This window comes from Leptolyngbya sp. AS-A5 (assembly GCF_039962495.1).
Lineage (GTDB): Bacteria > Cyanobacteriota > Cyanobacteriia > Leptolyngbyales > Leptolyngbyaceae > Leptolyngbya.
In genome coordinates this window covers 316285-338990 of record NZ_JAMPLL010000001.1, presented here as the reverse complement: position 1 = coordinate 338990, position 22706 = coordinate 316285, and the positions used below count along the sequence as shown (strand labels likewise).

Genomic DNA, 22706 nt, shown 5'->3' with positions numbered 1-22706 from the left:
ACTTAAGTATTTTCCGAAACAATGTTAGTTTCGAGGGGCGCAAATATCAAAACAATCCTACAAACCAGCATTTCGTGATGCACTGAGCGAGTCTAGCTTCGCCAGCAGGATTTGAGACAGCGGCACATTAGCGCCGACTCTCCCACGCGAATTGATCTCTTGTAGATCAGTTCACGCATTTTCTGTGGGTCTCACGCGCATCGAACACCATAGCCATCTAGACCTGAAATCTAGCGCTGTAGTGTTCAACATACTCGATTGACCGCTCCTGATACTCGATTGATTCATCTTGTTCTCGTCGCGACCCGCCTTATGTGTGTGTAGGTTGCAAAGCCGCTCGAATGAGTTGGCTGAGTTTTACCTGCCTGAATTTAGGTAACGAGCATCGCGATCGCGCTCTCGTGCCGGGTCGGGCCCGCCAGTCCTGTCGTTTTCACGTATGAAGCGAAATGCAGAGTTCTTCTAATTCGTCAAATCTCTTAGACTTAAGTTATCCTCAATCTCCTAGTGGTTCCCCGTTCGACTCCGCCAATCTGGAAACGGCGCGATCGAGTTCGTCGAATCGCTTGGTATTCATCGATTCAGCCGTTGAAAATGCTCAGAGTCTCGCTGCCAGCGTAATCAGTGGGACACAGGTCGTATTGCTCAATGCCAATACAGACGGAATCGACCAAATCAGCGGAGTCCTCGCTGGATATCAAAACTTAGATAGTGTTCACATCCTCTCTCACGGCAGCATTAGCAGTATTGAACTCGGCAAGGCGGCTCTTGACCTCGGTACGATCTCTAGCTACAGCGACAAGCTGAGAAGTTGGTCAAATGCTCTGTCTACCGATGCAGATATCCTGCTGTACGGTTGTAATGTTGCAGATGGCAATACTTCGCTGATTACAGTTCTAAGCGAACTCACTGGGGCTGATGTTGCTGCTTCAACAGATGGAACTGGAAGTGCAGATCGCGGTGGGAACTGGATACTTGAAGCGTCCACCTCGACAATCGAGGCGGCTTTACCGTTTGATTCCAATTTACTCGCTCAGTACACAAGCATTCTTGCGGATGGTAACGGACTACAGGGTGAGTACTTCGACAACATCGACTTCACCAACCGCATCCTGACGCGCACTGATGCCACAGTGAACTTTGACTGGGCACAAGGCTCACCCGCGACTGGCATTGCCTCTGATACCTTCTCAGTCCGCTGGACCGGTCAGGTGCTCGCACCCACGTCTGGAACCTATCAATTCTTCACCACCACTGATGATGGAGTCCGCCTGTTTGTCAATGACCAGCTCGTAATCAACAGCTTCGTAGATCAGCCGCCGACGGAACGTACAGGGTCGATCACCCTAGTTGCAGGGCAGCGCTACGACATCCGCATGGAGTATTTCGAGAATGGCTATGATGCCTCGGCGCTCCTCGGTTGGTCAGGGCCAGGCATTACGAAGCAAATCATTCCGCAGTCTCAACTGTTTAGCTCTACCACAACAACCCCCACACCTCCAACTCCTCCACCCGCTGGCACCGGTAATGGTCTACTGGGCGAATACTTCGACAACATCGACTTCACCAATCGCATCCTGACGCGCACTGATGCCACAGTGAACTTTGACTGGGCACAAGGCTCACCCGCGACTGGCATTGCCTCTGATACCTTCTCAGTCCGCTGGACCGGTCAGGTGCTCGCACCCACGTCTGGAACCTATCAATTCTTCACCACCACTGATGATGGAGTCCGCCTGTTTGTCAACAATCAACTGGTGATCAACAGCTTTGCGGATCAGTCAGTGACAGAGCGTACAGGGTCGATCGCGCTAGTTGCAGGACAGCGCTACGACATCCGCATGGAGTATTTCGAGAATAGCATTGCGGCTGCGGCGTTCCTCGGTTGGTCAGGACCAGGCATTACGAAGCAAATCATTCCGCAGTCTCAACTGTTTAGCACTGCTCCCACCACTCCAACTCCTCCGCCCACCACTCCAACTCCTCCGCCCGCTGGCACCGGTAATGGTCTACTGGGCGAATACTTCGACAACATTGACTTCACCAATCGCATCCTGACGCGCACTGATGCTACGGTGAACTTTGACTGGTCACAAGGCTCACCCGCCGCAGGCATCGGAGATGACACTTTCTCGGTACGTTGGACAGGTCAGGTGCTCGCACCTACATCTGGAACCTATCAATTCTTCACCACCACTGATGATGGAGTCCGCCTGTTTGTCAACAATCAACTGGTGATCAACAGCTTTGCGGATCAGTCAGTGACAGAGCGTACAGGGTCGATCGCGCTAGTTGCAGGACAGCGCTACGACATCCGCATGGAGTATTTCGAGAATCGCGGTGCGGCGGCGGCGTTCCTCGGTTGGTCAGTACCTGGCTTTACACAGCAAATCATTCCACAGTCTCAACTGTTTAGCTCTACTACTACAACCCCCACACCTCCGCCCACCACTCCAACTCCTCCGCCCACTGGCACAGGCAACGGTTTACGAGGCGAATACTTCGACAACATCGACTTCACAGCCTTCAAATTTGCTCGGACTGATGCCAACATCAACTTTAACTGGGCAGAAAGTTCACCTGACCCCAACATTGCTCCTGACACCTTCTCAGTCCGTTGGACGGGTCAAGTTCAGCCTCTTCACAACGATACATACACCTTCTTCACCACCACTGATGATGGGGTACGGCTGTCTGTGAATGGTCAACTCATTATCGACAGCTTTGCGGATCAATCCGCAACTGAGCGCACCGGCACGATCGCGCTTCAAGCCGGACAGCGCTATGACATTGTGATGGAGTATTTCGAGAACGGCTACGATGCAGTCGCACAGCTCGGCTGGTTTAGCGCCAATCAAGCCCGTCAAATCATTCCGCAATCGCAGCTTTACAGCAATGTCTTCTCGACCAATCCCGGTACACTCGTCATCGGAACGAACAGCGTCACCGTGAACGAAGATGCCGGAACCGTTTCGATCCGCATCGATCGAGTCAGCGGTAGCGATGGGGTCGCAACGGTGCGCTACACCACTGGAGAAGCGAGCGCCAGAGCGGGAACAGACTTCACTGCCACCGCAGGTCAACTCACGTTTGCAGCGGGAGAAACCAGCAAAACGGTAACCATCCCGATTCTCGATGACAACATTGAAGAAGGCACCGAAAGTTTCGGCTTTGGGTTAGGAGAAACTTCGGGTGCAGCACTGGGGATTAACCGCACCTCGCTGATTACGATCATTGATAATGACGCGCCGACTAGCTATACATTTAGCGCGGCGGTCTTCAACGAAAACGAAAACGCGGGAACGGCAACCATCACCGTTCAGCGCAGTGGGTCTACCTCGACGGCTGGCAGCATTAGCTACGCTACCAGCAATGGGACTGCAACGGCTGGCTCAGATTACACTGCAACAGCTGGCACCCTCTCCTTTGCACCAGGTGAAACCAGTAAGACCTTCACAATCGCAATCCGCGATGACGGTGACAGCGAACGCAACGAAACCGTCAATCTCACCCTAAGCAATCCGTTCTCCGGCAGCTTGGGCACTCAGGGCACCGCAACTCTGTCGATTGCAGATAACGATTTCGGCAACGTCGATCGTCAAACCGTGATTTCAGGACTCTTGCAGCCGACCGCATTCGATTGGACACCGGGCGGTGAATATATGTTCGTCGCTCAGAAGAATGGTGTCGTCCGTGTGGCTCGCAATGGGGTGCTGCAACAAACCCCAGCCGTTGATATTTCCGATATTGTCAACAGTCCCCGCGATCGTGGCTTGCTCGGTCTTGCCGTACATCCAGAGTTCTTCAATGGCAGCCCGTATGTTTATTTGCTGTACTCGTATGATCCGCCCGAAACCCGCAGATCAGGCTTTGTCCCTGAATTAGAGCGACCGGATGCAGTGGGCAACCGGACAGCACGGTTAGGACGATTTACGGCAACCATCAACAACGGAGTGGTATCGATCGATCGGCGCAGCGAAGAAGTCATCTTAGGTCGAAATAGCGTTTGGCAGTACATCAGCAATCCGGGCGATAACGGCACCAACAACTTCTCTATCCCGGAATCAGGTCGAGATGCAAATGGCAACTACGTTCAGGATTTCCTGATTATCGATAGTGAATCGCATACAGTTGGCACAGTGAGATTTGGTAACGATGGTTACTTGTATGTGAGTAACGGCGACGGTGCTTCCTACAATGATGTCGATCCACGAGCCTTCCGCAGCTTAACGCTCGACAACTTGTCCGGTAAGATTCTGCGGATTGATCCGATTACAGGAGCTGCGCCATCCTCGAATCCATTCTTTGATGGCAATGCCCAAAGTAATCGATCGAAGATCTGGCAGTATGGCTTGCGAAATCCGTTCCGCTTCACGATTAACCCGACCAATGGACAAACCTACATTGGCGATGTCGGCTGGGCGCAATGGGAGGAAGTCAACACCGGACGAGGCGGCGAGAACTTTGGCTGGGTAGCGTATGAAGGTCCTGACAGAGCAGGTGGCTATGATAGACTCCCCAGCGTTCAAGCGTTCATGGCGAATGGCGGGGGTGAGACGGTGACAAATCCGCTTTATTCGTACCGACACTATGGTGGCGGTGGTAACGCCATCAACGTTGGCGACTTCTACAACGGTAACTTGATCATCACGGACATGAGTAAGGGAACAGTCGATGCGCTGTCCTTTGATTCATCGGGTGCAGTGGTGGATCAGCGACGATTTGCTGAGTTCATGTTTGGCTTGGGACAAATCAGAACGGGTGCTGACGGTAACCTGTACTATGCAAGCTTGGTATCAGGTGAAGTCGGTCGCTGGATTCCGGTGTAGTAGTGATGTAAGTCTGCGGCAGGTCTGTCGCAGGCTTAACCTCGCTTGATCCCAGACAACAAAGCAGGGCTGGAGAGATCTAGCCCTGCTTTGTTGATTGCTCTTTTTTGTTGATTGCTCTTTCGGATTTACACTTTCGCTTCAAGCGATTTGAGAAATTCTGTATTCACGCCAGATTCGCGGCTGAGCGCGATTTTACCAGTGCGAGCAATCTCGCGCAGCCCAAATTTTTGTAGTACCTGCACGATCGCCACTATTTTTCCGGGATCGCCAACGACCTCTAACGTGAGTGAATCTTCTGCCACATCCACCACTCGCGCCCGGAAAATTTGCGCCAGTTCGACAATTTCCGATCGCGTCGAACTGCCTGCATTCACCTTCAGCAGCATGAGTTCGCGTTCGACACAGGGAACTTCTGTGATGTCTTGAACTTTAATCACATTGATCAGCTTATAAAGCTGCTTGGTCAACTGTTCGATCACGCGATCGTCTCCCGGCACCACCATCGTGATCCGCGAAACGCCGATTTGCTCAGCCGGACCCACAGCCAGACTTTCAATATTAAATCCACGTCGGGCGAACAATCCTGCGATCCGAGTCAGAACTCCGGCTTCATCTTCTACCAAAACCGAGAGCGTATGCTTCATTGCTGTATTCCTAGTAACATTTAGTTCCTTCTATCGTGCGACATTGGTTCGGTCTTGTCCAGCCAGAAGTCGAAGAATTTCCGAAAAAATCTGAGTTAGAAAATTTTTGTCGATACAGCAGAAATTAGTTGAATTGCGTTCTGTATTCCGCTGCAATCCTTCTCTGGAGCGATGAATATTGCAGTGGCTCGATCGTTCAATTCCACTGTGTATCGTGATATTTGGAGTCAGAATTGTTATGGGTTGGTTACAAAGACTTTTTGGCATGGAGAAGCCTCAGAATCCGGAGCAAGCGGTCAGCGGTCAGCCTGCGCCAGACGCAGCAGCTTCTGCGCCTCCAGAGGCTCAAGTCTCTCCCGGAGACACGATTCCACCAGAGCGAGTTGGTTTGAATGGCGAGTATGATCAAAGCGGTTTGGCGAAGCGGGTCGCTTTGGCGTTTGATCAAGATAGTCAGCTAGATGATATCAATACGCTTTGGGTGGCGCAGTTGGGAACGACTGTGGTGTTAAAAGGCAGTGTTCCAAGCCAGGATGTGTTGAACAAAATGGTGAGCGTTGCAAATAACGTCAATGGTGCAACGGCAGTGGATACAAACCAGGTTCAAGTGGGGTAATTGATGCGTTGAATCAAGAAGACCTCCAGCTCTCGACGGTTGGAGGTTTTTTTCTTGTGGGGTGGAGCGTAGGGAGTGGAGAGCGGGGTGTCTCCTACTCCTTTTAGCGTTCACAGCTCAAACCGGATCGCTATAGAGGCTAAGCCGATCGCTCTTCTAAGATTGCTATATTAAAATCTTGCTCTCCATTTCCGATCGCGCCTATGTTTCCGGTGATCTATTCCGATGAGTTTCTGCTGCATGATACGGGCGATTTTCATCCTGAAAATGCTGGACGGTTGACTGCGATTCGGGCTGCGCTTAAATCTGTACCTTGGGCAAATCAACTCGATTGGAAGTCGCCCACTCCCGTTGAAGCCCGATCACCCCTGCCCCTAATGCAGTTGATTCACGATCGCTGCTATCTTGATCAAGTTCGACTCTTGGCGAATCGGGGTGGCGGCTATATTGATGGCGATACGATCATCTGTCCGCGCAGTTTTGAAGTAGCGATGCTGGCGGTCAATGCTTGGATTGATGGAGTAGAAACCGCGATCGCATCCGGCGAACCCTGTTTTGTGATAGCGCGTCCACCCGGACATCACGCCGTTGCGGATGAAGGAATGGGATTTTGTTTATTTAGCAATGCTGCGATCGCCGCTTACGCTGCTTTGGCACAGGGACTAGAGCGCGTCTGTATTCTCGATTGGGATGTGCATCACGGGAATGGCACACAAGCGATCGTTGAAACTAATCCCAAAATCCGGTTTTGTTCGCTGCATGAGTCGCCGCAGTATCCGGGTACAGGTCATTCTTCAGAAACAGGCTTACATCAGAATGTCCTGAATTTGCCGATCGCACCCGGAAGCACGATCGAAGACTATCAACCGCTGTTTGAGCAAAAAGTGATTCCATTTCTCAGTGAGTTTCAGCCAGATCTACTGATTATCAGTGCGGGGTATGATGCAAATCATGCTGATCCATTGTCAGGAATTTCGCTGAAACCAGAGGACTACCAATTGTTTACGCAATATTGCTTGGGAGTTACCCGACGGATTGTGTTTGGCTTAGAGGGCGGATATGACTATCCCACATTAGGACGATCGGTTGTGGCAACGATCGGGGCTTGTTTGCAATCATAGAGGAACGCCCCCCTACTGTTTTGACAGGGATGACAGCGGAATCGCTATACTGAATCAGCAACAGTCTGTATTCTCACGGTGGCTTATGTCCTTTCCCAAGTCAACGCTCATCGGGCTAAAAGCCGACCAGTTCCGCCATCCCCTCGACCTAGAAGCAACGAACGCCCTGAAGCAGTTGCCAGGACTGGATCTTGCAATCCGCACATTATTAGGCCCGGTAGCAGAGCAATTCTTTTACCTAGAAAATATCGCCTCCAGCATTCTCGTGAGCGAACAGCAGTTGCCGGATCTGCACAAGCTCTTGATCGAAGCCAGCCGCATTCTCGATCTCGAAGCACCTCAGCTTTACGTGCGTCAGCATCCTGTTCCCAACGCCTACACCTTCGCCATGCGGGGCAGGCAGCCGTTTATCGTGATGCACACTTCGCTAATCGAATTGCTCACGCCCGAAGAAATTCAAGCCGTGATTGCTCACGAACTCGGACATCTTAAGTGTGATCACAGTGTCTATCTGACACTTGCCAATGTACTAGTCCTCGCAGCCGGTCAGCTACCTTTCCCGATCGGCGGTGTGATTACCCAAGGCTTGCAGGCTCAAATCATGAATTGGGTACGCTGTGCCGAATTTACCTGCGATCGTGCCGCCCTGCTCGCCACTCAAGATCCAAGAATCACAATGTCAGTGATGATGAAGCTCACAGGCGGATCACCCAGTTTGGTGAAGCAATTAAACCTAGATGCGTTCATCGCTCAAGCTCGTGCCTACGACGATATCAGCAAAACCGAGATGGGAGAAATGCTCAAACAACTGCAAACTGTACAGTTGTCGCACCCCGTTCCGGTTTTAAGAGCGCGAGAAATCGATCGCTGGGCAAGCTCGCAAGAATACCAGTCCTTGATTGCTGAGCGAACCAAAGAAGCAAGTAGAGGCGGATGGCGTAATTGGTAGGCCACTTCGCTCATTCTTCAATTGAAGAAATTGAAGGAGTTAAGGAGCCGTTGCTTTGGTTGAATTCGTGGGCAGTCTAAACCCATTGAGACTGAAGCAAGTGCGAAATGTTACCTGTACTTCCTGGATACCAACTGAACGAAAAGATCTACGAAAGTACAAAAACTGTCGTATATCGAGGGTATCGATCGCGCGATCAGCATCCTGTTGCTATTAAGTTTCTCAAAGGTCAGTATCCGACATCCAGAGAACTGGCAATCTTTCGCAAGCAATTTACCCTATCGGAGCGGCTCAATTTGCCCGGAGTCGTTCGCTCTTACTGTATCGAGAATTATGGAACTGCTTTAGCACTGGTGCTAGAGGATTTTGGTGCAGTTTCACTCAAGCAATATTACGAACACCATGCACCGAGCTTAAGCGAGTTTTTGGCGATCGCGATCCAAGTCGCACAAATTCTCGCTCAACTGCATCAACACAACATCATTCATAAAGATATTAAACCGGCAAATCTACTAATCAATCCAGAAACCAAACAAGTTAAAATTACTGACTTTAGCATTGCAACAGTTCTGCAAGCAGAAACCCAGCCTCTAATCAATCCAGCTCGCCTAGAAGGAACACTAGCTTATCTATCTCCAGAGCAAACCGGGCGAATGAATCGAGAAATCGACTATCGCACTGATTTCTATTCGCTTGGAGTCACGTTCTATCAACTTCTAACACAGCGTCTACCTTTTGAGTCGCATGATCCGTTAGAACTGGTCTATTGTCACCTAGCAAGACAGCCAATCTCACCCACTGAGCTAAATTTTGACGTGCCAGAAATGCTGTCTGCGATCGTGCTGAAGCTAATGGCAAAAACTGCAGAAGATCGATATCAAAGCGCGATTGGTCTGAAACATGATTTAGAACGCTGTCAGCAACAGTACGAACAAGACGGGAAAATCGAAGCGTTTGTGTTAGCGCAGCAGGATTTATGCGATCGGTTTCAGATTCCTGCAAAGCTTTATGGACGCAACCGAGAAGTTAAAACGCTGCTTGAAGCCTTCGATCGCGTTGCAGTGCCACAGACGGCAAACGGTGAGTTCTTGCTGGTCACGGGATATTCCGGCATTGGTAAATCTTCGCTAGTGCAGGAAGTGTACAAGCCGATCGTGCAGCGGCGCGGCTATTTTATCTCCGGCAAGTTCGATCAGTTGCAGCGCAACATTCCGTATTCTGCAATCGTGGTCGCATTCCAATCGCTGATGCGGCAACTGCTCAGCGAACCTGAAACAGAATTACAGCGCTGGCGCGAACAGCTACTTGCTGCATTAGGAACACAGGCGCAAGTGATCATCGACGTGATTCCAGAACTTGAATGGATAATTGATGCTCAGCCTGCAGTTGCCGTTCTCCCGCCGACTGAAGCCCAAAATCGCTTCGATCGTCTATTTCAAAACTTTATTCAGGTCTTTTGCCAGCCTGCCCATCCGTTTGTGATTTTCCTTGACGATCTTCAGTGGGCAGACTCCGCAACTCTGCGACTGATCAAGCTAATGCTCACCAATGAGCAAACGCAGCATTTCTTTTTAATCGGAGCATACCGAGACAATGAGGTAGATGCTGCTCATCCGCTGATGATGTTGTGTACAGAACTGCAATCGGCAAACGTGAACCTCCAGTCGATCGTGCTCACTCCCCTAAACACAGAGCAGGTTGCTGAGTTGATCTCTGATACCATGCAGTGTTCGATCGATGCGGTGCAATCGCTCACTGAGTTAGTGATGCAGAAGACCGAGGGCAATCCATTTTTTATCAATGAATTACTCAAAACACTGCATCAAGAAAAGCTGCTTTCGTTTGATGTTGATCGTAGAAGTTGGCACTGGGAGATCGAGCAAATTCAGGCGATCGACTTTACCGATAACATTGTTGAATTATTAATCCGTAAGCTCAAAAAGCTACCGAATGACACTCAGCAAGTTCTTCAGCTTGCAGCCTGCATCGGTAATCAATTTGACCTGAAAACGCTTGCACTGATTCACCCAAGCTCTGAAGTAGAGCTAACTCAATTGCTGAGTCATGCAGCCGATTTTGGCATGATTGCTCCCACCTCTGCGCCTGAAATTGACCCTGCAACAACTCATCTAGCCTACTTAAACTATCGGTTCTTGCACGATCGCATTCAGCAAGCGGCTTACGCTCTGATTAGCAACCCGCAAAAACAATCGGTTCATCTGCAAATTGGGCGATTGTTGTACGAAAAATCGCCTGTTGAGCGACGCAATGATCTGATTTTTGAATTAACAGAGCATTTCAACATTGGACAAGCTTTAATTACGGCTCCGCAAGAACGGCTTGAACTTGCAAACCTAAATCTACAAGCTGGGTACAAAGCAAAGCAGGCAACTGCTTACAGTGCAGCACAACAATACTTCACAAGCGCCAGAACCATCTTAGGTGATGCTTGGTCGGAGCAGTATGAGTTAATGCTGAGCTTGCATAGGGAGCAGGCGGAAGTTGAGTATCTATTAGGCAACTTTGAGGCAGCGCAAGATCTCATCGATCGTAGTCTGATCCATGTCAAATCTGCACTAGAGCAAGCAGAACTGTACAAACTTTTGATTGTTGTCTACACGCTGAAAACCCAGTATCAAGCTGCGATCGTCGCTGGGCAGAAGGCACTCGATCTCCTAGACATCGCATTTCCAGAAACTGATCTAGAAGCCGTTCTAGAAGTAGAGCTTGCCCAAGCAAAGCTACTCCTGAGTGGTAGAAAGATTTCTGAGATTCTCAACGGCAAAGAGATTAGCGTTCCAGAGCAAAAAACTGCCGCAAAGCTACTGGTTGCGCTTGGTGCGCCCACGTATTTCTCGAATCATGTCCTCTGGATGATTGTCGTGATGAAGCTGGTCAATCTCTCATTGAAGTATGGGCAGCTTCCAGAATCGACCTATGGGTATTCAGAGTATGGCTTAATTCTTGGAGCAATGCTGGGAGAGTATCAATCGGGCTATGAATTTGGGCAGCTCAGCTTAAACCTCGCTGAGCGCTTCAAGGATCAAGCCGAGAAGTGCAAAGTCTGTGTTGTGATTGGTGGATCAGTGAACCATTGGGTGCGTCCTTTGAAGGAAGATGCAGCCACATTCATGGAAGGCTATCAAGCAGGACTGGAATCCGGCGAACTTCAATTTGCGGGCTATAACATTGCTCATCAGATGGTCAATTGTTTTTATCAAGGGATTGATTTAGAGAGCTTGAGCCTAAAGGTTCCTGACTATCATAAGTTTGTACAGCAGACGCAAAATCAGCTAGCTCAAGAGATGCTATTTGCTTGTCAGCTTACCATCCAGACGCTTCAGGGAAACTTGTCGGCTCTAAAGGAGAGCCAGTTCTTAGAAGACTGTCGATCGCACTCCAGTTTCGCAGCCATCTGCTATTATCAAATCTTCAAAGCGCAAGTTCTCTACCTGTTCGATCGTCCAAGCGAGGCTTTAGACTGTATTCAAGCCGCGAAACCCTTGCTGCAATACATTCCAGGCTGCATCTCACTGGCTGCTTTTAATTTCTATCATTCCTTAATCTTATCTGCTCTATATCCCAAATCCGACTCCAGCACGCAAAAACAACTCTGGCAAGAACTATCGAACAATCAGCAGCAGATGAAAGTCTGGGCAGAGCATTGCCCTGAAAACTTCCTGCATCAGTATCAACTCATCGAAGCAGAAATCGCACGGCTCTCCGGCGATCGCAGCAGCGCGATCACTCTCTACGATCAAGCGCTCGCCCAAGCTACTCTCAGCGAATTCACACCCAATATCGCTTTAATCAATGAGCAAGCTGCCAAGTTTTGGATTGCAGATGGCAAAGAAAAGATTGCTCAAGCGTTCTTGCTCGAAGCCTACTATCTTTATCGAGCTTGGGGAGCGACCGAGAAGCTTGTACAGTTAGAGCGCAACTATCCGCAACTCTCAAAATTCATCTACACCACTGATGCTACCCCAACCGAGCAGACCTTCTCGGCTTCCCATCTCTCTTCAAGCAGTACCGACACCTCCCAGCTTCTTGATCTCGCGACGATTCTAAAAGCTTCCGAGGTGATTTCACAAGCAATTCAGCTTGATAAACTGCTCGAAACGCTGATTCAAGTGGTGATGGAGAATGCAGGAGCGCAAATCGGAGTAATTTTGCTGCGAGATGAAGATCGCTTCGCAGATCAAGAACAGACTCGTTGGCGCGTTGTAGCGCAAGGCATCAGCGATCGCTCTGGAATTACGCTGATCCGATCGCTGCCAATCTTGCTAGAGGAAGCCGTTCCGGTTCCGCTCATTCACTATGTTGCTCGCACTCAAGAAAAGCAGTTAATTCACGATGCGACAAACGATGCAACGTTTGCAACGGATGCCTACATCCTCAAGCACCGACCCAAATCAATTTTGTGTTTTCCTGTGCAGTATCAAAATCAGTTAATCGGCATCTTTTACCTGGAGCATCGCCAGTTAACTCATGCGTTCACGCGCGATCGCTGGAAAGTCCTATCGTTGTTGTCTACTCAAATGGCCATTGCCATTTCTAACGCCACCTTATACCAAAATCTGCAAATTGCTGAAGCACGAGAGCGCGATCGTGCCTCGCAACTCGAACAGTCCTTGATCCAACTTCAGCAGACTCAAACTCAACTCATCCAAACGGAAAAAATCTCTAGCTTGGGACAACTGGTCGCGGGAGTTGCTCATGAGGTCAATAATCCAGTTGGCTTTATCTCCGGCAATCTCAAATATGCCACTCAGTATGTCGATGAGCTGATCGGGCTAGTTCGCAAATATCAGGAAATTTACCCGAATTCTCACGCTGAGATCGCGGAGTTGATCGATCAGATGGATTTAGAATTTGTCGCCGAAGATCTGCCGAAGATGATTGATTCAATGAAGCTGGGAATTGAGCGAATTCGGGACATTATGCACTCACTCCGCAACTATTCGCGCAGCGATAGCACCGAGAAACAGCCTGCGGATTTACACAAAGGATTAGATTCAACGCTGATGATTCTGTCGCATCGTCTGAAAGCGAGTTCCGATCGTCCCGCGATCCAAATCATCAAACAGTATGAACCCCTTCCCGAAGTACGCTGCTTTGCGGCGCAACTCAACCAAGTCTTTATGAATCTGCTGGCAAACGCGATCGATGCTTTGGAAGACTCCAGCCAAGGGAAGCAATATGCAGAGATTGAAAAAGCTCCGAATACGATTACGATCGCAACTCACATAGAAGAAAACAACGCCATCATTCGGATTTCAGACAATGGTGCAGGAATGTCGCCAGAAGTGCAGCAACATCTGTTTGAAGCCTTTTTCACCACCAAACCAGAAGGCAAAGGAACCGGATTAGGTCTTTCAATTTGTTATCAAATTGTGGTGGAAAAGCATGGTGGTTCATTGACCTTTAACTCGCAACTCGACAAAGGCACCGAGTTCAAAATTTCAATTCCAATAGCATTAAGCTAAAAACTGCACGAAAAAATGGGACAGATTTCTCCATCCCATTGCACTACCGATTCACGAATTTACTTTGCCTGATTGCGCTGTTGTCGTGCCAAATCTAGCAGCCCTCCCCAACGTTTTTGCAGTTGCTTTGAAGTACATTTGAGCATTGCAGTAATTTCTTGATCACTCGCTCCCGATCGCTTTAATTGCAGCAAGTGCTGTTCTTCATCAGACAGTCCATTGAGAAATGTCTCCCACTGATTCGGAGGCAATCCCAAATTCTGATCGAGATCGGCTCCTAACCACTCATGTACCAGTTTCCAATTGCCAGAGGTAGTGAACTTTTCAACATGGTACTTAAAACGCTGCTGGAGATAGTCCCGTTTGCGTGGAGTTAACCCTAACAGTTCATCAATCTCTGGAACTGACAGATCTTGCAGCTTCAGCGTCAGATAGTCTACACAGTCCTTTTGCCCCTGAGATTCGAGATAGCGCATCAGTTCAACGACCACACGATCGCGCAATGCCGATTCCGATAGATCAACCTTTTCTGAAACCATCTGCTCACGAATCATTTGGATCACACCAAAGCGCCCATATGCTTCGACTTCATCTGATTTTGCAGTCTCCATCGCAGTTTCGATATCAACGGCAATTTCTTGCGGTTGACGGCTTGCAAATCGCTGGGCGCGTAGAATGATTAATTGTTGATTTTGTTTCGCCGGTAAGGTAATGCGCCGTTTCGCGTACTGCTCTGTAAATGCCATATATTCTGCAAGTTCTAAGCGGGTGCGCGGTCGATAGTTTTCTGGTAGTTCGTTTTCACGACGGCAGGCTCTCAGTGCTTCGGTGTAAAAGCCTTGAAGAAAGTCTTCAATTAAGGTGTAGCGGGCTTGAAAAGTCAATTGTAAATGAGCAGGCGCGATCGGGCGGTAAACCATCGTGCTGAGACTGCTATGCAGTTCGACCCGACCCCGTTGAGAACCAAGCTGATAAAACCGTACACATTTTTGAATGCGGTAGCGTCCGAGCGTCAGTTGCCAAGAATTAACCTGTCCAGAAGCTTGAATCCGATCACTCTTGCTGCAAATGCGATCCACTTCGGTCGCGATGCGATGGGCGATTTGTGCGATCGTCGCGCCGGAGAGCTTTAGCTCAGTTTCAAGCTCTGTTTTAAGTTGCTCGGCAAGTTGATCGATGCGATCGTTCTGAGGAGTTTCAGTCGGGAGGGGAGTCAGCCGGGCAGCATCAGCTTGAGGCGCTTGGGTGAACTTTGCTTTCATGAAATTGGTTTCGGTAGATACATTAGTGGCTACACGCCGTACTTATACCGCTTCGGGAAAAACAAGCGAAGCATGTGTCAGTTTTTGGAGTGGTTCGCAAATAGGACAGGAACGAGAGTTTTGTCCCTTCTGAGTGGAGCAAAGTTCCAATGATTTGTAATTCAATACGAAGCGCTTTGGACTGCTTTTGGACTGCCTTTGGATTGTATTGAGTGTACCCCCTAGCAGGGTAACACTGATTACATCGATTTGAGTGTTGATCGTGCGTGGAATCCTCCGTTTGAGCAAACTATCGCTAAACTTAAAATCGTAGAAGCGAAAATAGACCATGCTGAGCCAATTCTCCACAGATACGGAAAATGGATACAAATCATTCGAGCTACCGGGCGCACGTCCTCACTACAATCCCGATCGTCCGGGTCAAGTAGAGCATATTTTTCTCGATCTAGTTCTCGATATTCCAAATCAAAGCTACCAGGGAACCTGCACGATTCGGCTCAATCCGATTCGCAATGGTATCGATCGCTTAACCTTAGATGCGGTGAATCTAAACATTGCATCGGTCAAAATTAATGATGTGCCCCAGCCGTTTGACTACGATGGCGAACAGCTACAGATTCACCTCAAGCAATCCACAAAGAGCGGTGAAAAGATTGACTTAGCGATCGCCTATCACGTTGAGAAACCGCAGCGAGGCATCTATTTCATCGCGCCGACTCCAGACTATCCCAATAAACCAACCCAAGTCTGGACGCAGGGCGAAGATGAAGATTCGCGCTTCTGGTTTCCCTGCTTTGACTATCCTGGACAGTTAGCGACTTCAGAAATTCGAGTCGAGATTCCGAAGCCGTTGATTGCTGTATCGAATGGTGAACTGATCGCGACAGAAGATCGCGGCGATACGCAGATTTATCACTGGCATCAAAAGGAAATTCATCCAACCTATCTGATGACGTTGGCGATCGGGGACTTTGCCGAACTGCGTGATCAATGGCACGGTAAAGCTGTAACGTACTATGTGGAGAAAGGGCGAGAAGATCAAGCCCGTCTCAGTATGGGAAAAACGCCTCGGATGATCGAGTTCTACAGTCAGAAATATGGCTATCCGTATGCGTTTCCGAAATATGCTCAGGTCTGCGTCGATGATTTTATCTTCGGCGGCATGGAAAATACTTCAACCACACTATTAACAGATCGCTGTTTGCTCGACGAACGGGCCGCGATCGACAATCGCAACACTGAATCCCTAGTTGCTCATGAACTGGCGCATCAATGGTTCGGTGATTTGGTGGTGATCAAGCATTGGTCACACGCTTGGGTGAAAGAAGGCATGGCTTCTTATGCAGAAGTGATGTGGACAGAGGAAGAGTACGGACGAGAAGAAGCGCTGTATTACTTGCTCGGTCAAGCACGACAGTATCTTGATGAGGATGCTTCCCGCTATCGTCGATCGCTCGTGACGCACGTTTACCGGGAAGCGATCGAGCTTTACGATCGTCACATCTACGAGAAAGGCTCTTGTGTTTATCACATGATGCGAGCCCAGTTAGGCGATGAGTTGTTTTATCGCTCGATCGCAACTTTTCTCAATGACAATGCTCACCGCACAGTTGAAACGATCGACTTGTTACGAGCGATCGAAAAAGCCACCGGACGGAATCTCACCTTCCTGTTTGATCAGTATGTCTATCGTGGTGGACATCCTGATTTCAAGATTGGCTATAGTTGGGATTCAGATAGCAACCTTGCAAAGATTACGGTGACACAATCGCAATCAGAATTGTTTGATCTGAGAATTCCGATCGGCATTAGCTTCGTGAATGAGGGCAAGGTTGATCAAAAAACTTTTACAGTTCGGGTTCACGAGAAGGAACAAAGCTTCTACTTCCCGCTAGAGAAGAAACCCGATTTCATTAGCTTTGATGTCGATAACTATCACCTCAAAACGGTTGAGCTAGAGTATCCACTCCCCGAACTCAAAGCCCAATTACAGTCCGATCCTGATCCAGTCTCGCGCATCTATGCAGCGCAGGCGATCGCCAAAAAAGGTGGGCTCGAAGCAGTAAAAACTTTATCCGACTCGTTGAAGAACGATCGCTTCTGGGGAGTCCGTGCCGAAGTTGCCGAAAATCTTGCCAGCATTAAACTCGATCAAGCCGTTGAAGCCGTCATCGCAGGATTAAATGATTCAGATGCGCGAGTGAGACGAGCGATCGTCGGGAGTCTCGCGCAGATTGCGACACCAGAAAGCTATGCCGCATTAGGCGTGATCGTCGAAGCCGGCGATGCCAGCTACTATGTCGAAGCGACTGCCCTGCGAAGCTTTGGAAAAGTTGCCGCATCAGGACTCAGCAACGCATCCGAAGAACAAACCCTAAAACTGATCGATTCGGTTCTCAAACAGCGACAAGGCTGGAACGAAGTCGTCAGAGCAGGCGCGATCGGGGCTTTGAGCCAGCTTAAGGCCTTAGAAGCCGCACTGAACTTAATTCTGGAGTACACACAGCCCGGAGTGCCACAACCGCTCCGTCTTGCAGCAATTCGCGCTCTTGGCACAATCTCTACCGGACAAGACAACATCAATTTAGAGCGGATTCTAGAACGGCTGAAAGCGCTTTCTCGCGAAACGTTCTTCCTCACTCAAGTCGCTGTTGCTGTTGCACTGGGACAGATGGAGACGACTAAAGCGATCGGGCTATTACAATCGCTTGCTGATCAAACTCCTGATGGTCGCGTTCGTCGCATTGCCGAAGAGTCAATTCAAACCGTGCAGAAAAATGCGGGGTCTGACAAGGCAGTTAAACAACTCCGCGAGGAACTTGATCAGCTCAAAAAAGAAAATCAAGACCTCAAGAGCCGTCTCGAAAATTTGGAGGCAAAAGCAAAAGGTTAATCAAACACCACAGCTCTTGCATCTCTAAGCAGGAGCTGTGAACCTCACTGATTGATATTGAGCCGAATATTCATAATTCGGTAGGCATCTACTTGTTTAGATTCCAGATTGACATTAAACGCCAAACTTCCGTCTGCGTTTGCTTGAAGCACAAGACCGTTCACGATCGACTGAATATCTGCTCGCACTCTTGGATCATTCAGATTCGGATTTTGCTTCAGCGTTGGGCTATCCTCTCGCACATCTGCTGCTACAACCTGTCCCTCTGAGTTGATAACAAGACCCAACCGCAAATCTAGAGCATTGACCGGAAGCTTGCTTGGAAACTCCACTTTGATTTCAGGTAGAGCCGCCGATTTTAGTGCAACGGTACCTCTTGCATATTGTTCAGGTCGATAAGTATCTTCCTGAAGTGTTCCATAGACTTCACCTCGGATGCCCGTCGCGATCGACAATGGCTCCCCAGCTCCCGATGGCGATGTTGGGTTTCCTGTTGCAGCACCCCCTGGATTTTCCGGTTTAGTAGTGTCAGGAGTTTGGGGTTGGGATGCAGGAGGGGACGTAGAAGGAGACGACGTTCCTGGGGATGGAGTAGAAGACTGAGAATTACCGCTGCCTGAATTTGTCGTCGGGTTCGGGTTGGTCGTTGATCGAGGTGAATCCGTCGAATTCTGCCCAGAAGTCGATCGCTCGGCTGGAGATTGTCCAGACTGTGAGGATTTCACCGCTCTCCGCGTTCGACTCGGCGCTCCGGCTGACGGATTCAGCGGGGCAGAGCTAGGAGCAAGTGGATCGCGCGATCGCTCAGGTGCAGACTGACGGGCGAGACTCTGAATTGAGTTTGGTGGTTGGGCTGGCTCCGCCGGCAAAGTTTGAGGCGGCGCTGCTTTTGCTTGTGTTTGGGGTTGTGGGCTTGAAGGCACAGTTCGTTGCGGCTGCTTGAGCGGCGGCGCATTCGGATCAATTTCCACAAAATCTAAGGGAGCCTGAGCCATTCCAGCCGGAGGGCTTGCCGTTTGAGAAAAATACCAGCGCCCAATCAAAATTGCTGCAAGATGCACCACAAGCGATCCAGCTAAGAAAGACAGCCAGAGTACCGGAGAATCTTGCGCTTTCGATCGAGCCGTTAAACCAGAAAATCCCATGCCCAACTCTCACCCACACGGAAAGCAATCGAAACCACGTTCCTATCCTAGCTCTCTCGTCTACGATCGCCGCGATTTAGTTCCTGCTCTTGTTAATGGCGCATCGGGATCTGATTCGGATAGGGACTAATTGAAAAAGTAAGAACGGTTTCATCTACTCCCTTAAGCTTCAGCGGGCTTTCCTTAGTAATGTTGTCTTCATCGACATAGTCCGCAACCGCCGCAGAAATCAGGATCGACCCCGGAGCTGCCGCCTCTTGCAAACGTGCTGCAATATTCACGCTGGGCCCAATTGCCGTGTAATCCGCTCGTTCTTCACCCCCAAACATTCCCACCACTGCCGTTCCTTGATGAATGCCGCAGCGGAAACGGACGCGATCAATGCCTTGAGTTTCCCAGTGGGCATTGAGTTGATCGAGCGTCCGATACATTTGGCGAGCAGTCGCGATCGCTCGGCGGACTTGTTCATTTGGAGTCAGCTCTTCCGGCGCACCAAAGATTGCCAGAATTGCATCGCCCATAAATTTATCAACCGTGCCGCCATTATCAAACACGCAGCTCGTCATCGCGGTCAGATATTCATTCAAAAGTTCAGCCACTCGCCGCGATCGCAGGGTATTAGAAAGCTGAGTAAATCCGACAATATCGCTGAACAGTACCGTAATCATCCGGGGTTCAGGACGAAGATCAAGGGTGAGATCACCTTGAGCAGCCCGTTTCACCAGCGTTGGCGGCAAGAATCGACTTAAAACCGATTCAGTCAGATAAGTGTTAATGCGAGAAATCCGCTGCTCGTTCTCTTTCAGCGCAAGGAGGTTTCGGACTTCAGCCAGCAACTCTCGATCGTTAAACGGCTTCGCTAAATAAGCGTCTGCTCCCCGCTCTACCCCTTGAATTCGCGTGTCTTCGTCGGCTTTAGCAGTCAGAAGAATGATCGGTGTGCCTTTGAGAGCGTCTTGCGCTCGAATCATGCGAATCATATCGAGACCCGACACAATCGGCATCATCAGATCGGTCACAATTAAAGACGGATGATGCGTTCTCGCTTGCTCAAACCCTTCTGCACCATTGCGGGCAGCCCAAACTTGGTAGCCCTGTTTCCTCAGTACGCCAGAAACATAGGAGCGAAGATCCGGGTTATCATCCACAACCAGAATGGTGGGTTGATGCTCATGCACGGATGGCACGATGATGTGCTGTTCAGGGTCGCAATCGTCTTGCAGTTCAACGTCTAAATCAGCAAGTTCGATCGCGGCTCGGCTCGTCTGCACATCAGACTGGGCATCAACGACCTGATCGGGCGGCAGATGATCGGCTCCCAATTTCAACTCGATCGTGAAGGTGGTTCCCTGCTCATACGCTGATTCTACGTTGATTTCTCCGTTGTGAAGTTCCACCAGTTCTTTTACCAGTGCAAGTCCCAGTCCTGTTCCTTCAAAGCTGCGATTTTCAGATCCCTCCGCCTGACGGAACCGCTCAAACAAGTGCGGCAGTTGATCCTCGCGAATCCCAATTCCCGTGTCTCGCACCCTTAAGCAGCAGTGATCCTCGATCGCCTCTAAAGCGACGGTGATGCTCTCTCCTGTGGGAGTAAACTTCATTGCATTCGAAAGCAAGTTGTACAGCACCTTGTCAAATTTTTCGAGGTCTAGATAAACCTGCGAACAAGGCTCTAACTGCGTCACCAGATGCAGTCCTTTTTTCTCACAGTACGGACGGAAGGTTTCAACAATTTGTCTGACAAACTCCGCTAAGTTACAGGGTTGAAACTTGGGCTGCATTCTTCCCGCATCTAGGCGCTGAAGATCCAAGAGTTGATTGACCAACCGCAGCAGGCGACGCGAGTTGCGGAGGGCAACCGTGGATTGTTCTAGCGAAAGACCCTGACTGGATGAAACGGCGGTTTCAAGCGGGCCGAGCATCAAGGTCAAGGGAGTCCGAAGCTCGTGTGAGATATTTTGGAAAAACTCTGTTTTGGCACGATCGAGTTGCAGCAATTTCTCGGCTTGCTGACGGGTGGTTTGGTAAAGGCGAGATTGCTGTACAGCGATCGCAGCTTGGGCGGCTACCGATTGCGCGAGTTGGATTTCTGAGGCTTGCCAGTGGCGCGATCGAGAGTTTTGCCGCAGCGAAATGCTGCCGATAATCTTGCCGTCGGTAATCAACGGAACGACAAGCAGCGCCCGCGCTGGAGTGTGGAAGTCTGAGGTGTTGAATTCACTATGCTCATTTAAGTCGCTCAGAACAACGGGTTGCTGCGTCGCAATCAGTTGTTTTAAAACGGGGTTGCCCTCAATGGGGATACTCGACTGTGGGAGAAGCGCTTCGGATGGCTTTTGGTCTTGCCAACTCGAATCATGCAGTCCCACACATTGCACAAAGGCAGCATCTTCTGTCCAGAGCGATAAGGCACAGCCATCAACCTGCAATCCCTGCCCAAGCTGTTGTGTAATCGCGGCAAAGATATCTTGGGGATCAAGGCTCGATCGTATTGCGGTCGTGATCGTGTTGATTAACGCTTCTCGTTTTGCCAGAGCGCGGACTTGTTCATAGTTGTACGCCTGCGAAAGCGCAAGTGCTGCCTGATCTGCAACCGTGTGAATGAGATCAATTTCTTCGGGTTGCCAAGTGCGACTTTTGCCGCACTCGTGGAGCGCGAGAATCGCAATCAGTTCTTGCTGGCAAATCAAGGGAACCATTAAGGTCGAGTGAATTTCTGCTGCTGCATAAGCTTCTTGGCGATCGGGAACCTCTTGAATGCGATCGCACTGCTGCACGTCAGGAATCGATTCGACCTGATAGGCTTCCCAAATCGTCGGCGCTAAATCTGGCGCAGGCGTTGCAGCTTTCCAATAAGTGAACGTCTGGTCTTGAATTTCACCATCGCGAAACGGACAGACGATCGCGCCGCTGACCTCGAAGTTTTTGCCGATCGTTTCGACGATCGTTTGTAGGATTTCGTCGTAGCTGAGAGCGCTGCGGATTGTGCTGGTAATCGCGTTGAGCAGGGATTCGCGCTGGAGAGTGCGGCGCAGTTCTTCTGTACGGGTTTTCAGCAGCGTGTGAGTGTCGATCGCGCTTTTGACGACTTCGCGCAGTTCCGTATCGCTCCACGGCTTGGTCACATACTTGAAGACCTTACCGGAGTTGATCGCCTCGACGAGATCTTCAACATCGGTGTAGCCCGTCAAGATAATCCGAATGATATCGGGATACTTTGAAACGGTGAGGCTGAGAAACTCAGTCCCACTCATCATTGGCATTCGTTGATCGGAGATAATGACCGCGATATCGCCTTCTCGATCGAGGATATCTAGCGCCGTGGGGCCGTTTTCTGCCCGCAGCACCTTGAATTCCCGGTAGAAAGTCCGGTAAAGCAGGTCGAGATTATCTGGTTCATCATCGACGACGAGCAATTTTTGCTTCTGAGTGTCACGAGATTTCATGCGCCATTTGCCAACTGAGTGTGGGACGCGCCCAATCGGGGATGTCGAAGTCACATTGCCGAAACCGCATTTGGGCTAGAACACCGCTAGTCAGGAACGGACTAACGGTGTTCGCTTTAGTAAAGTTGCCCTGAATTCAACCCGTTCTAACGGTGATGCCCGGAATTCCTGTGATCTAGATCGCTGCCTCTTGCGATCTAGATCAAGAGCAGGAGAGCGATCGAGCAACATCATCCTAAAGGCGACTTATTTACGCTGCGCTGCCTATAGCGCAAATAAAAAAATATCCAGAGTTGCTACGCTAGGGGTATG

General features: G+C 49.8%; 10 protein-coding genes. 6 read left to right on the top strand and 4 right to left on the bottom strand.

What is annotated here, in order from left to right; genetic code table 11:
* Positions 1-449: 449 nt before the first annotated feature.
* Positions 450-4829, top strand: coding sequence for a PA14 domain-containing protein (locus tag NC980_RS01730; RefSeq protein WP_190378745.1), 4380 nt, complete (start codon positions 450-452; stop codon positions 4827-4829).
* A gap of 128 nt (positions 4830-4957) precedes the next feature.
* On the opposite strand, the gene ilvN is transcribed toward NC980_RS01730, so the two are convergent.
* Positions 4958-5476 carry an acetolactate synthase small subunit gene (gene ilvN, locus NC980_RS01725; RefSeq protein WP_190378744.1) on the bottom strand — a complete coding sequence of 173 codons (519 nt, stop codon included), beginning with the start codon at positions 5474-5476 and terminating at the stop codon, positions 4958-4960.
* Positions 5477-5714: 238 nt separating this feature from the next.
* Between ilvN and NC980_RS01720 the strand changes: the two genes are divergently transcribed.
* The 4 genes from NC980_RS01720 to NC980_RS01705 all read left to right on the top strand — a co-directional run bounded on the left by NC980_RS01720 (position 5715) and on the right by NC980_RS01705 (position 13648).
* Positions 5715-6092 (top strand): BON domain-containing protein, encoded by a 378-nt coding sequence (locus NC980_RS01720; RefSeq protein ID WP_190378743.1) that lies wholly within the window; start codon positions 5715-5717, stop codon positions 6090-6092.
* A 203-nt stretch (positions 6093-6295) separates the two neighbouring features.
* A complete protein-coding gene (locus NC980_RS01715; RefSeq protein ID WP_190378742.1) occupies positions 6296-7213 on the top strand; it encodes a histone deacetylase in 918 nt (305 codons plus the stop codon).
* Between the two features lie 85 nt (positions 7214-7298).
* Entirely contained in the window at positions 7299-8162 is an 864-nt protein-coding gene (locus NC980_RS01710; RefSeq protein WP_190378741.1) for a M48 family metallopeptidase, read from the top strand.
* A gap of 107 nt (positions 8163-8269) precedes the next feature.
* On the top strand, positions 8270-13648 hold the full coding sequence (locus NC980_RS01705; RefSeq protein ID WP_190378740.1) for an ATP-binding sensor histidine kinase: 5379 nt from the start codon (positions 8270-8272) through the stop codon (positions 13646-13648).
* A 59-nt stretch (positions 13649-13707) separates the two neighbouring features.
* On the opposite strand, the gene NC980_RS01700 is transcribed toward NC980_RS01705, so the two are convergent.
* Positions 13708-14910 (bottom strand): hypothetical protein, encoded by a 1203-nt coding sequence (locus tag NC980_RS01700; RefSeq protein ID WP_190378739.1) that lies wholly within the window; start codon positions 14908-14910, stop codon positions 13708-13710.
* 328 nt (positions 14911-15238) lie between these two features.
* On the opposite strand from NC980_RS01700, the gene NC980_RS01695 reads away from it, so the two are divergent.
* Entirely contained in the window at positions 15239-17803 is a 2565-nt protein-coding gene (locus tag NC980_RS01695) for a M1 family metallopeptidase (RefSeq protein ID WP_190378738.1), read from the top strand.
* A 44-nt stretch (positions 17804-17847) separates the two neighbouring features.
* Here the strand turns inward: NC980_RS01695 and NC980_RS01690 are convergent, their stop codons facing one another.
* Both NC980_RS01690 and NC980_RS01685 read right to left on the bottom strand, forming a co-directional pair.
* On the bottom strand, positions 17848-18948 hold the full coding sequence (locus tag NC980_RS01690; protein ID WP_190378737.1) for a hypothetical protein: 1101 nt from the start codon (positions 18946-18948) through the stop codon (positions 17848-17850).
* Positions 18949-19040: 92 nt separating this feature from the next.
* Entirely contained in the window at positions 19041-22394 is a 3354-nt protein-coding gene (locus NC980_RS01685) for a response regulator (protein WP_190378736.1), read from the bottom strand.
* Between the last annotated feature and the right edge of the window lie 312 nt (positions 22395-22706).